At 39.5% G+C, this 13750-nt stretch carries 15 protein-coding genes; all 15 read left to right on the top strand.

Translation table 11 applies throughout. From position 1 onward, the window contains the following. Positions 1–45: 45 nt before the first annotated feature. The 15 genes from IPJ86_12500 to IPJ86_12430 all read left to right on the top strand — a co-directional run bounded on the left by IPJ86_12500 (position 46) and on the right by IPJ86_12430 (position 13730). Complete coding sequence (locus tag IPJ86_12500; protein ID MBK7888070.1) at positions 46–603, top strand: hypothetical protein; 558 nt, start codon at positions 46–48, stop codon at positions 601–603. 75 nt (positions 604–678) lie between these two features. Next, complete coding sequence (locus tag IPJ86_12495) at positions 679–1287, top strand: sigma-70 family RNA polymerase sigma factor (protein ID MBK7888069.1); 609 nt, start codon at positions 679–681, stop codon at positions 1285–1287. Further along, a complete protein-coding gene (locus IPJ86_12490; GenBank protein MBK7888068.1) occupies positions 1280–2338 on the top strand; it encodes a zf-HC2 domain-containing protein in 1059 nt (352 codons plus the stop codon). The genes IPJ86_12495 and IPJ86_12490 overlap by 8 nt, the downstream gene beginning before the upstream one ends. A 137-nt stretch (positions 2339–2475) precedes the next feature. Further along, positions 2476–3099, top strand: coding sequence for a hypothetical protein (locus tag IPJ86_12485; GenBank protein MBK7888067.1), 624 nt, complete (start codon positions 2476–2478; stop codon positions 3097–3099). A gap of 65 nt (positions 3100–3164) precedes the next feature. Next, positions 3165–4082, top strand: coding sequence for a glycosyltransferase family 9 protein (locus IPJ86_12480; protein ID MBK7888066.1), 918 nt, complete (start codon positions 3165–3167; stop codon positions 4080–4082). A 189-nt stretch (positions 4083–4271) separates the two neighbouring features. After that, entirely contained in the window at positions 4272–4484 is a 213-nt protein-coding gene (locus tag IPJ86_12475; GenBank protein ID MBK7888065.1) for a YtxH domain-containing protein, read from the top strand. Positions 4485–4488: 4 nt separating this feature from the next. Further along, entirely contained in the window at positions 4489–4887 is a 399-nt protein-coding gene (locus IPJ86_12470; protein ID MBK7888064.1) for a phage holin family protein, read from the top strand. Next, the gene (locus tag IPJ86_12465; GenBank protein ID MBK7888063.1) at positions 4859–5170 is read left to right on the top strand and encodes a hypothetical protein; all 312 of its coding nucleotides are present in this window, start codon (positions 4859–4861) and stop codon (positions 5168–5170) included. The genes IPJ86_12470 and IPJ86_12465 overlap by 29 nt, the downstream gene beginning before the upstream one ends. Before the next feature lie 191 nt (positions 5171–5361). Then, entirely contained in the window at positions 5362–5949 is a 588-nt protein-coding gene (locus tag IPJ86_12460; GenBank protein MBK7888062.1) for a polyisoprenoid-binding protein, read from the top strand. A gap of 74 nt (positions 5950–6023) precedes the next feature. Then, entirely contained in the window at positions 6024–6491 is a 468-nt protein-coding gene (locus tag IPJ86_12455) for a MarR family transcriptional regulator (GenBank protein ID MBK7888061.1), read from the top strand. A 50-nt stretch (positions 6492–6541) separates the two neighbouring features. Next, positions 6542–7636, top strand: coding sequence for an anion permease (locus IPJ86_12450; protein MBK7888060.1), 1095 nt, complete (start codon positions 6542–6544; stop codon positions 7634–7636). After that, positions 7591–8022, top strand: coding sequence for an anion permease (locus IPJ86_12445; protein ID MBK7888059.1), 432 nt, complete (start codon positions 7591–7593; stop codon positions 8020–8022). The genes IPJ86_12450 and IPJ86_12445 overlap by 46 nt, the downstream gene beginning before the upstream one ends. A 266-nt stretch (positions 8023–8288) precedes the next feature. Beyond that, entirely contained in the window at positions 8289–11324 is a 3036-nt protein-coding gene (locus IPJ86_12440; GenBank protein ID MBK7888058.1) for a T9SS type A sorting domain-containing protein, read from the top strand. 67 nt (positions 11325–11391) lie between these two features. Continuing rightward, a complete protein-coding gene (locus tag IPJ86_12435; GenBank protein MBK7888057.1) occupies positions 11392–11955 on the top strand; it encodes a hypothetical protein in 564 nt (187 codons plus the stop codon). Next, positions 11952–13730, top strand: coding sequence for a hypothetical protein (locus IPJ86_12430; protein MBK7888056.1), 1779 nt, complete (start codon positions 11952–11954; stop codon positions 13728–13730). Before IPJ86_12435 ends, IPJ86_12430 begins: the two co-directional genes overlap by 4 nt. Positions 13731–13750 lie beyond the last annotated feature (20 nt).

The following is a 13750-nucleotide window of genomic DNA, read 5'->3' as shown; positions in this document are numbered from 1 at the left end:
TATAAGGACATTACGCTGATCTTTATCTTCGTTGTTGAAAAGGAAATGAGAAATAATTCTAAGAATAAAATAACTATTTCCGCTTTGGAGGAATTGCTTTCACAGGCAAAAAGTAAACAGGCCATCATTTCTATAGCCCATACATGTGGTGACAACGGAAATCCATTATTGAAATTATCCTTGCACCGGGACGCCAATATCGCTGCAAAAGCTTCATGGGTATTCCGAACATGGGCGGAGATGCATCCTAAGGAAGCAAAGAACTCCACAGAAAAAGTGATTTCCGTTCTTCAATGTTCTAACCTTGACCCTGTACTCAGAAATATCCTTGGGGCCGTTTACGACAATGGGTTCCCCAAAAAATTTGAGACGATCTTTATTGACATTTGTCTGGGTTTAATCTTAGAGCGAAACCGGGCAGTTGCTGTTCATTGCAATGCGCTGGGCATTCTGATTGACCTCTCAAAAAAACATCCAGCCTTGAGGATCGAAGTGGAACTGGCGCTGGAAAGAAGTCAAATTGAAAACACCGCGGCATTCAGTGCACAACTAAAAAAATTAAGGAAAATTGCTAAACCGGATCAGAAATCGAACAATAAGTAGCAACAGTAAAACTAGCTTTAAAGGGAGATGGAAGCACAAATTCAACTTTAATACAACTCCACCTTCTTCCAGCCCATGTATTACATCAATATACCTATTTTTGAAAAGTTGAAATCCGACGAAAACATAGGAAATTTGAGTGACGAAGAACTGGTCGTCTTGTATCGGGAAAGCGACGAAAAAGAGTATTTGGGTATCTTGTTCAAGCGTTATAGCCATCTGGTTTTCGGGGTATGCATGAAATATCTCAAGGATGAAGATGAGAGCAAGGATGCGGCGATGCAAGTCTTTGAAAAGCTCTTTGTGGAACTAAAGCGACATGAGATACAGCATTTCAAAGCCTGGCTGCATACAGTAACCAAATACCATTGTCTGATGATACTAAGAAGCGGTTCCAAAGAAATTAGCGGAATCGATCCATATATTATGGAAAATGAGGCTGCAAAACATCCCTTGCATGCGGTAAACGAAGAAAGTGGTGAGAAAGAGAAGCAATTGCACGACATGGAGTCGGCACTTTTACATCTCGAACCGCATCAGCAGCAATGTATAAAACTCTTCTACCTGGAGGAAAAAAGTTATCAGCAAGTAGAATCCATCACCGGATTTAACATGAATCAGGTAAAGAGCGATATTCAAAATGGAAAGAGAAATTTGAAAATGATCATGAGCAGAAATGAATAATCAGGATTCAGATATCAATATATACGGTTCCTGTTTGAGCCGGGAAGAGATGGTGCAGTATCTAAACGGCAAACTATCCGATTCCGAGCAGCATCGTATTGAAAATCATTTGCTTGAATGCGAGCTTTGTGAAGATGCGATGACCGGACTTGAGGGAATGGCAGACAAAAGTCAAATAACTGCAATTGATGATCAGCTCCATACTGAAATTGATGTGCTGTTACGTGGCGAAAAAGAAGAAAAAGTCAAGGTGCTTTTCCCCTGGAGAATGGCGGCTGCATTCGCATTATTAGTGGTGAGTACGGCAGTCTTATTTCTTATACTGCCCAAAAAGGATGAAATGGAATTGTTTACCCAGGAATTTAAACCTTATCCTGCACCCCTAGATTCAGTAGTCCTTCAGACTCCGGGAACTGTCCTTTCTGAAAAGGAATTAAGTTTAAATCAAGAGCCATCACCTTCAAATCAGCCGGTGAAAAAGGTGCCCATCAAAGATACAGAGCAAAGTACGACGGAGGAAGCTGATAGGACAACTCCAGCAGAAGATGTAGCGGATTACAATCAACGTGCTGTTGCAGCGCAAGAAGAAAAAATGGCACTTTCGGACAGAGAAGATGATAGGACTAAAAGTGAATCCCTTAGCAAGGCAGATAGCCTTACAGCGGTGAGGCAGCCTGCTAGTGCTGCGAATGAATATAGCAATGTTCCGGATCAAAATGCCGGAGCAACAGCAGTAATGAAAGAGCAGGTTGAAATTACTTCAGCAAAAAAATCAAGAAGTCAAGCAGCTCCTGCCAGTTCCGCACCTCAACGTGCAGAAGACGAATCCGGCTATCGCGCAGGACTAGTAGCCTATCAGCAACAAAATTACCAGGAAGCCATAAAGTACTTAGGACAAAGCAATCATCCTGAAGCCATCTTTATCTCGGACTTTCCTATTTATCCATCGACAACCCGCATTCAGCCATCACCCATTTGGAAAAGTACCTGCAATCCGGAGATAAAAAATATGAGGAAGCCGCCTGGTGGTACTGTGCATTATCCTTTATGAAAACAAAAAATCAGCGAGCAACAAAAAAGGCACTTGAAAAGGTTATACCCTTTCACGGAGAATTTGAACAGCAAGCCACTGATTTGTTAAGAAAATTATAGGGAGCAATTGCGATTCAGGTTATAACTTTGCATGAAATGCGTAAACTCCTCCTCCTGCTCCTAATTCCTTTATGGAGTTCAGGACAACCTTCCCAAAACAAAGAAATCACGAAGTCGGTTACACTGCCCGATGGGGTCTATCTCAGCTTCCAGCAATTAAAAGACGGTAAACCGGGAATACCACCTGCACAACTTCAAATAAGAACTGAAAAGACAGTGAGTGTCAAGCAATGGTTCAAAACCGACAGCCTGTTTTATATTAATAATTTCGGAAAAAAGAATACAATTTCACCTGATTCCGTTTTTGCTTTTGCCGATGACGGAGATGTATATATTCAACGAAAGGGAATTGGGCATAAGTTCACTATTGTAGGCAGTCTCTGTTATTTTACAGAATCCTATCCTGTTAAAAATGCGCCGCTTTCTCCTGTGACCATTGATCATGCAAAGGACGTTATTCCACGAATGATGGATTTTGAAACGGGAGAATTTCATGCGTATTCTATTTCTTCGATGGAAGAATTTCTAAAAGGGCATGACAATGAACTCTACGACGAATACATGGCTATTGATAATTTGAAGCACAAGCGACAATTATTAATCCGTTACATTGAAAAATACAATGAGCGTCATCCTTTAACGACGAACACCCGGCTTTGAAAATCCTGATTATTCAAACTGCATTTATTGGAGATGTCATATTGGCTACCCCTGTAATTGCTGAAATGTGTCGTCTTTACCCCTCTGCTGAAATCGATGTGTTGGTACGAAAGGGAAACGAATCACTTCTGGAAAACAATCCTGCGATTCACCAAGTACTGATTTGGGATAAAAAGAGTAATAAGAGTTTAAATTTACTAAACATTTTGAAGACGATAAGAAGTCATCAATATGATATCGTTATCAATCTGCAACGATTTCTTTCCACCGGTTTTTTAACAGCATTTAGCGGTGCAAAAGAAAAGATTGGATTCAGTAAAAATCCTCTATCCTCTCTATTTACGAGTAGAATTGTTCATGAAATTGATTCGAAGCAGATCACTCATGAAACCGGACGAAATCTAAAATTAATAGAGAAATTCGGCGCAAAAAGTCAGTTGCGCCCTTCCTTATTTCCTTCCGGAGATGACTTTAAAACAGTTGAATCATTTAAAGTCGGATCTTATTTTTGTTTAGCACCAACTTCTGTATGGTTCACTAAGCAGATGCCGGCTAAAAAATGGAATGAACTCATCCAATTGCTTCGTCAGAAACGTCCGGATTCTCCAATTTATCTTCTGGGAGGACCTGCAGATTTAACAGCCTGTGAGAACATTAAAAGCAATAGCCCTTCATCAAACCTTATAAACCTCGCAGGGAAACTCACTTTTCTTCAAACGGCAGCGTTGATGAAGGATGCTACAATGAATTATGTAAATGATTCTGCTCCTCTGCATATTACTTCAGCAATGAACGCCCCGGTGGTCGCTTTTTATTGCAGTACAATTCCGGCATTTGGTTTTGGCCCATTGTCTGACAATTCCAAAATTATTGAAGTCAATGGATTACCCTGTCGGCCTTGCGGATTACATGGACATAGGCAATGTCCGGAAGGTCACTTTAAATGCGGATTTGATCTTGATTTAAACAAAGCCATGGCGTGAACTTCATGTTAACATTGTATATATTTTATGTCCTGTTTCATTTTAGCACATGACTTGATTCTTTATTACTTTTTCACTTTAGCAACTTGTTTCAATAGTACCAAAATGACAATAATCATTATTTATCCTCATTGAATTTCAAAATGACTTGTTCCAATTATTTGGTAACTTTGAGAAAATCAAAATCAAATGGAACGGAAATCAGGATTGATACTCTCCTTCATCGTTGGAGCGGCTGTTGGTGCTGCTATTGGATATCTCATGGTGAGTGGCAAATCCGAAGAACTATTAGCGGATGTCAAAGAAGCTGCCAATAAGGTAAAAGATGAGTTTGATAAGCAGATGGGGAAAGGAAAAGAGTTTATTGACGATATAAATGCAATGCACGAAAAAAAGGTTTAGTCAAATGGAAGATCAAACATTCAGTAGTTTCGGACGTGATTTAAGGAAAGAGCTATCCGCTTATGTCGAAGCCCGTATTGAATATGGGAAGCTGGTTGCCTATGAGAAAATGGCAAAAGCAATGGCATCAGCCACCAGTGTTTTAATACTCGCTGCATTTGGATTCTTTACTTTCTTTTTCATTTCTATTACCCTGGCTCTTTATTTGGGTAGATGGCTAAATGATGAACTATTGGGGTTTGCCATAGTTTCCGGATTTGACTTACTCGTTTTTATTTTATTTCTCAGTTATAAGGAGAAAATAGAACAAAGTATGATGCAAAAAATCATAGAACAATTATTAAAGGAAAAGCAAAAAGACGAAAATTCATCCCATGAAACCACTGGAAAAACTACATATTGAGCAAGCCAGATTAAAAACGGAAATACAAATGAGAGAGAAGGATCTCACTGAAAAATTGAAGTTTCTGGAGAATAATTTAGGCAAGATGGCTATCAATAGTTTTCTTCCTTTTAACAGTTCCCAATTTGATAAAGCGTCCGGGATTTTCACCTCGATCAATAGTGCTATTTTGAAATGGATTCCCGGGGAGGAGAACAAGCAAAAGTATTCTTCAGTGTTGAAGACAGTTGAAATGGCCGCTGCAGGATTGGTTTATAAATACATAAGCCGTATAATTAAATAGTTTTTGAACTCCCCCCCCTTTTATTGAAGGGGCCTGTTTCCTTTTTTAGTGTAATTCATGGCTTTTAGGGAAACTAATAAAATAAGTTAAATTTTAATTCATTGATATATAATAATATATGTCAATTTCGATAATACATGTTATGACATCTATTGTTAATACACTAATTTAGCATTTATAAACATAAAAACATGAAGAAAAACATTCTTACTCTCCTATTCCTTGCAACAACTGCAATGGCATCAGCACAGAACACTACCTGGAATATTGACGCATCACACACTAATGTTAAATTCACCATTACGCATTTGGTGATTTCAGAAGTGGAAGGTTCCTTCCGCGCCTTTGATGGAAAAGTTACAAGTACATCACCTGATTTCAACAATGCCAATATCGAATTTACTGTGGATGTGAAATCCATTGATACTGACAATGAAGACCGTGACAAACACTTAAAGTCTGATGATTTTTTCAATGCTGAAAAATTTCCCCAAATGGTATTCAAAAGCACATCCTTCAAAAAAACAGAAGGTAAAAACTATGTATTAACAGGAGATTTAACTATCAGGGATGTAACGAAGAAAGTAACTTTTGACGTAACATATGGTGGTACTGTAAAAGATCCATGGGGCAATACAAAGGCCGGTTTTAAAGCGAAAAGCAAAATCAACAGAAAGGACTATAAGTTGATGTGGGGAGCAGTGACTGAAGCAGGTGGTATGGTAGTAAGTGATGAAGTGGAAATCGCCATCAATCTGGAACTTTCACAGGCCAAGTAAACTGTTTATAAGAGCATTCACAAAACCCTGCTTTTTGCGGGGTTTTGTGTTTTAAATCAGGCTATCTTCGTCGTATGAGCAAGACCATTAACGAAGAAATACAGCAGCAGAAATTTCGGAACCATCACCAATTGATTCAGTTGAATATTCTTTTCACGGCGGGATGGATTCAAAATAAACATTTGCAGATTTTGAAGCAATATGGGTTGAGTCATCAGCAATATAATGTACTTCGAATTTTAAAAGGGACCTATCCTCAAACACTCAATCTCGGCCAAATAAAAGCAAAAATGCTGGACCGGATGAGTGATACCAGCAGAGTGGTCAACCGACTTTTTACCATTGGACTGCTTTCCAGAACAACAGACAGTAAGGACAGACGCGTTGCTAAAATAAAAATATCCGACAAGGGACTTAAGCTCTTAAAGGAGATGGAGAAGGAAGAGACACATCTCGATAGCATTACCAATCAAATCTCCAGAGAAGAAGCATTGGAGTTGAGTCAACTTTTGGATAAATTGCGTAATAAGGATAATTCTTAATCGCATTTAAATATATTCTGTCATCATTTCACAAAAGTCTCTTTTAACGTATGTCAGAAGAAAGTACAGAAGTAAAAAAGGTAAAGAACAGATGGCCATTGGTTGTGGGCCCCTTCATTTTTATTATTTGTACTTTTTTGCCATCACCTGATTCCTATTATCCAACCGTGATGTTAATGGTAGGGATAACCCTATGGGTTGCTCTATGGTGGTTAACCGAAATAACCCATATTGCGGTGACATCTTTTTTGCCTTTCATCCTGATTCCTGCAACAGGCATTGCCGATATCAAAGTGATAGCGGCCCAATACATGGATCCCATACTATTCCTTTTTATAGGAGGATTTATGATAGCTTTCTCCATTGAAAAATGGGGCTTGCACCGAAGGCTGGCATTGGGAATTCTTTCCTCTACAGGGAAGTCGAGTTCCAGCATTTTGTTCGGTATAATGTTTACCACCTATTTTATGTCGATGTGGATATCGAATACGGCTACTGTAATGATGTTGATTTCGGCTGTACTGGCTGTTATACTTCATTTGAAAAATCATATTCCCGATAAGGAAGTCCACCGGAAAATCTCCTCTGCTTTATTAATTGGTCTCGCCTACTCCGCAAGTATTGGTGGAATGGCTACGCTGGTAGGCACGCCCACCAACATGATATTTTTCAGAGCCTACAATGAAAAATTTGCTTCCGAACATCCTATTAACTTCATCAACTGGATGTCCTTTGCCTTTCCCATGTCACTGGTATTATTGGTGTTTACCTTTCTTGTATTGCGTTATATTTATTTGCGACATATTGCATCCGTTCCTTTTGACCCTATCATTTTCAAGACTGATAAACTCAAATTAGGCAAATGGACTACTGATGAAAAAGTCGTTGCTTTCCTGTTTATCCTGACTGCACTATTGTGGTTTACGCGGGCAGATCTTCAAATCGGTGCAACTACTTTAAAAGGATGGGCTTCTCTATTTCCATACCCTACGCAGATCACGGACAGCACTGTGGCAGTCACAGTGGCTTTGTTATTGTTTCTCATTCCCTCACAAACGGAAAAGGGAAGAAATTTATTAAGCTGGAACGAGGCTTCTAAATTACCTTACGAAATTATATTGCTTTTGGTAGTGGATTTGCCTTAGCCAAAGGATTTGAAACCTCCGGGTTAAGTAACTGGCTGGCGCAAAATCTACATGCCTTTAAAGAAATACCTTTGGGATTAATGATTTTATTTATTTGTGTGTTGGTCACTATCATCAGTGAGTTTGCATCCAATGTTGCCAGCATTCAGTTGGTTTTACCTATACTAATTTCCTTACAAGCGGGATTCACTTCTGATCCTGCTACCCTTCTTGTTCCTGCTGCATTGGCTGCCTCACTCGGATTTATGCTACCCATCGCTACGGCGCCCAATACGATAGTATTTTCAAGCGGTTATATTAAAGTTAAGGAGCTGGCATTTATAGGATTAATCATTGATGTGATTGGAATTATTTTAATTACAGTTTTTAGTTTGTATTTAGTATAGCTTCATTCATATCTTTTTAGATTTTCGACTTCATTATTCTAGAAAAAGTGGTGGGAAGAGTGCACCTTATATTTTATTTACATTACTATTTACATTTCTTCATTTTACCATCGAAAAATAAAAGTACATTAACGCAATATTTTGTGAGTCACCGGAAATAATTACTGATATTCATATTAAAACCGGAAGTTTCTTACAAAACAAATAAATGGTTAAACCCGGCCTTAAAAGCCACGTAGACCAGATGAAATTAGCTATTATTATTCATGAACTCATTAAGAGGATTATTCATCATCTGTTTAACCATTTGTCTGCACCCTTTTGAATCAGCAGCACAGCTCTGTATAGATTGTGGTCAGGGAATTTCCGGATCATTTAAAGCCAGTAAGGATACTTCTTTGATTTCAGGAAATTATGATTTCGATACTTTCATTATTGATGAAGGTGTCATGGTGACCATATCAGGCAATCAACCATTAATAATCAGATGTAAGACAGATGCTGAAATCAATGGTATTCTTAATTTAAGCGGTGGAAATGGTGAGGATGGAATACCAAATCTTACAGGCGGGATTGGCGGACTTGCCAGTGCCGGAGGTTTCAATGGTGGTGACGGAGTGTACAATAATTCACAAGCCATTTTATCCGGAAATAATGGAAACGGTCCCGGTTATGGAAGTGGGGGTCAGACAGGAAGTGGAGCCGGTGCGGGATTTTCAGTTCAAGGTAATGCCTGTAATTTACCCGGTGGGATTTCTTATGGAGATTCGATCATCACTCAGCTATTGGGAGGAAGTGGCGGCGGAGGTGGCATGGCCCGAACGGGAGCTGTTTCAGCAGGTGGTGGAGCCGGTGGAGGTATTTTAGTTCTTAAATCTTGTGGTAGCTTAATCATTGGACTTAACGGCGGCATACTCAACAACGGAGGAAATGGTGGAAACGGGAACATTAATGGCTTTCCTGGAGGTGGTGGTTCCGGTGGAACTATTTATCTCGCAGCAAAAAATGTTGAAATACATGGAATAGTGTCTGCGAATGGAGGTGCCGGTGGAATTGATGCCAACAACGATTCTTGCTACAGTAGCTGTAGCGGCTCACCCGGACGAATCAGAATTGATTACAAAGATTTTGTATTAGATGGTAGTATATTTCCTACTGCATATATCCACCCCCTGTTTTATGCCGGGATCAGACGCGCTGTGAATGCCAAATGCTATGGTACAGCAAGTGGATTCATTAAGACCAGAGCCAATGGAGGAGAAAAACCTTATACATTCCAATGGTCTAAGGGAAGCACCGCTGATGAAATGGATGAATTAATGGCGGGTACATATACTGTAACCATAACGGATGCCACAGGCTGTTCCTATACAGATCAAGTCAGCATTTCGCAACCTTCTGAAATTATTCCGGAAGTAGTTAGCTATCCTCCTACTTGTGAAAGTAAAAACGATGGACAACTCTTATTTCATGCATCAGGGGGTACTCCTTTTCCCTATCAAAAGACATTATTCACAACACTTTGGTCAAATAGTTCCAGCAACGGAATTATGTTTGATATCACCGTAAACAAAAAAGTGAAATTGAAAAGAATAACATTAAGTCTTCCCTCCTCCTCTTTGCAACAGTTAAGCATTTTCTTTAAGCAAGGAACCATGATTGGCGCAGAGACTGATTCTTCTCAATGGCAATTGGTCAATTCTTTCTCTGTAACAGGGATGGGTAATGATGAAGATACGCCTCTGGATATTTCATCATTAGATGAATTGTTGCCGGGAAGATATGCCTTCTATGTTTACAATCATTCCGGAAAAATTAACAGTGTAACGAGTTCTGTCATTGGCAATACATTCAATTATGATCATATTTTAACGGTGCATGATGGATTAAGCAGGGATCAGTCTGCCTCCGTTTTTACTGCCTCACAAAAAGGAGCAATGAATCTGGCGGGTGGAATTACGTATGTTGTGCGTCAGGATGATCAATTTAATTATAACTTTATTTCAAACGGTATAAATTCCGCTTTCAACGATAACCTTCCCGAAGGAGTTCATCAATATGTAATTTCTGATGCCCTGGGATGCCTCATTTCTGATACGGTTACCATTCCACCGGCCGGGAAAATGAATATCTCCCTCGTTGAAATGAAATCACCCCGATGCAGCTATTCTACCGATGGGTCTATCGAAATAAATGCAATCCCCTCACTCAATGAAAAATTTTGTCCGACTTCTATTCCCTATAGTCTACCTTCAAATGGAATGCTTTTAAATTTTGCTGTAGCACAACCCATCAAATTAAATGGATTTGATTTTTACACCTCGCAAATAGGACAAATGCATCTCTATCTCAAATCAGGTACATACGTCGGGCAGGAAAATAGTTCTTCCGCATGGACCTATCTTGGTATGTATCCGGTAACGACAGCTGGTTCGACAGGCATTACTTCCATCCTTCTCAATAATCAACAAACGCTTACACCGGGCATCTGGAGCATTTATGCTTATTCCGATACGGACCTGTTCAGGAATCTCGACAGTGTGACCTCGTTTAGCAATACGGATATTACTTTTCTTCAGTCCATGTCGAGAACCGGGAATACAGGTGCATTTCTGACATCAGAAAAAATGAATGCACATTTCGCCGGTACTCTACGCTATTTCCAGACTGCTACAGCTATGAGTTATCAATGGAATAATACAACCCATTCAAATTTAATAAACAATTTATCCGGTGGAACTTATACTGTTACTGTTACGCAAAACAATGAGTGCAATGTGTCTAAATCATATGATTTAACTGCTCCTGATCCTATTACTATCAAGGAATATATTACACCTGAAACCGAAGAGGAACAGAATGGAAGTATCAATATTAATGTAGATGGAGGCACCTCACCATACTACATTCAATGGATCAACAGTGGCACCACGGGTAATAGTCTACAACAACTCCCCTCCGGAAACTATCCGGTTTTTATTGCGGACAGCAAGGGGTGCATAAAGAACGACACGCTTTATGTGAACAGAATTACAAACCCTGTCAAATCGGAAGGACAGTTGGCCATTGCACCCAATCCCGGTCACGGACAATTTATAGTCGTTAAAGAAGTAAATGGAATGGAAGATTGCACATTAAGAATCTTTGATTGTTTAGGAAGGCTCACTTATAAAAGCGAAACAAACATCCTTTCACTCATGACTAATGGAGTAAACCTCTCGCATTATGCGGATGGAAACTACATTATACGTGTAAATGACCAGGACCAGATTTTCAATGCAAGACTTGTAATTATCAGGTAACCACCTCTAAAGAAGTTTCCGGATCAAATGTCAAAAACATTTGTAAATTTATGGTCCTATAAAAGCCATGATGACCAGAATACTTCTATTGACCTTAGTCATTACCCTTGTCTCTTTTACCCTGCCCACACAAGCGCAGACCGGATTATGTGATATTACCCATTATGATATTCATATCAATGATTTAAATTATACAACAAAGTCTCTTGTCGCCCATTGCGAAGTCAATTTCACAGCCACCGGGGCCGGTATCGATACGTTAGTCCTCAGTTTATTGACATTTACCATTGATTCCATAAGGGGAAATAGTGGTCAGTCATTAACCTATTTGTATAATGATACTTTGTTAAAAATCCCTTTAATTGCTACGCTATTACCCGGAGATACCCAAAAAGTAACTATTTACTATCAGGGACAGCCGAAAACAGATCCATCCGGTTGGGGAGGATTTTATTTTAGTGGCACCTATGCCTTTAATTTAGGAGTAGGGTTCGATAGTAATCCCCATAATTTCGGAAGGGCCTGGTTTCCCGCCAATGATGTATTTACTGATCGCTCCACTTATAGCTTTTATGTAGTGACGGCACCCACGTACAAAGCTTTTGCAACGGTACTCTTGTCTCATCAGTGACTTTACCGGGAGGAAATTCAGCCTGGACATGGGAAATGAATGAAGAGATACCCACTTATCTTGCCAGTATTGCTGTTGCCCCCTATTATACATTTAGCAGAAATTATCAGAACACACCTGTCGAAATTGCCTGCCTGCCTCAAGACAGTAACGCCGTCATTGGAACGTTTGTTCATCTGGATACGGTAATAGGATTCTTCATTGATGCCTATGGTCCTTACCGTTTCAGCAAAGTCGGGTACTGTTTGATCCCCTTCAACTCCGGTGCGATGGAACATGCAAGCAGCATACATATCGGCAAACCATTTGTGAATGGTACTTTAACTTATGAGACTTTATGGGCACATGAATTAGCCCATATGTGGTGGGGTGACTGGATTACCTGTGAAAGTGAAGGAGACATGTGGTTAAATGAAGGATTTGCAAGTTTCAACGAAGCCTACATGACGGAAAAACTCTATGGGAATGCAGCCTACAGAGACTGGATTCGCACCAATCATCGTAAAGTACTTCAGTTTGCCCATATCAATGATGGTGGTTATTTACCCCTGATCAATATTCCTCATTCACATACCTATGGACAAACCGTTTATAACAAGGGGGCCAATGTTGCACATACATTAAGACATTATATGGGAGATTCTGCATTTTTTCCGGGATGTCAGGCTTTCATGAATACGAAAGGAAATTCAGCGGTGAATAGTTATGATTTACGTGATGAATTAAGCAACAGTAGTGGTATTTCAATGAACAGATTTTTTGATGACTGGGTATTCACACCGGGTTTTCCTCATTTTTCAATTGACTCTGTTGAAGTAGTCAATGCAACCACCTATTCCTATATCATACATACCAAACAAAAGAGCAAGGGGAATACTCACGTTTATGAAATGCCGGTAAAAGTATACTGCTCGGATGGCATCAATGACACCACATTAATACTAAACATCAATAACACTACAAACTCCTTTCCTGTTTCCTTCTCTTTTACGCCCCAATGGTATACTATAGATCGCGAGGATCAGATGAGTGATGCCATTAGCGATTACGAAAGAAGTTTATTCACCACAGGCGGCATTTCATTTCCTGAAACGTATTTAAATATGACGGTTGTGAGTACCGGTAATGATACATCTCTGGTCAGAGTTGAGCATCATTGGGTAGCTCCGGATCCATTTAAAAGCAGTGGTGCAGGTATTCGATTAAGCAATTACAGATACTGGAGCATTAATGGAATTTTAAAGACCGGATTTCACTCAAGGGCCACCTTTGGTTACAATGGTACTCTGAACACCACTACGGGATATTTAGATAATAGCTTAATAACAGGAACAGAAGATAGTTTGGTTATTTTATACAGAGCAAATACCGCCGATGATTGGCAGATAGTGAACGGATTCACACATAACTCAGGAAATAAATTTGACAAAATCGGTAGTTTTACAGTTGATTCCATGATGAAGGGAGAATATACTTTTGGTTACAGAGATTTCACCACCGGTATTAACACTATTCCAAATAAATCGAACGATTACCAATTGGAGATTTGGCCTAACCCGACTTCAGGTGTTGTTAATTTTACTGCAAAAGGCAATAACAGAAATGAATTCACTCTTGGAATTTTTGATATTGCCGGCAGAAATATTTATAATACTATCCTACAAGTAGATCAGCCTTTCACCTGGGTGCCTCAGGAACAGTATTCAGGAACTTTTGTTGCCAGGATATACAATGACAGGAAGGAAATGTTGAGTAAATCATTTATACTTGAGTAGTAGACTTATTTCCTTTTTCA

This window comes from Bacteroidota bacterium (assembly GCA_016713925.1).
In the GTDB taxonomy this organism is placed as follows: domain Bacteria; phylum Bacteroidota; class Bacteroidia; order AKYH767-A; family OLB10; genus JAJTFW01.
The sequence above is the reverse complement of the archived record's forward strand: the minus strand, read 5'-3'. Positions and strand labels throughout refer to the sequence as shown.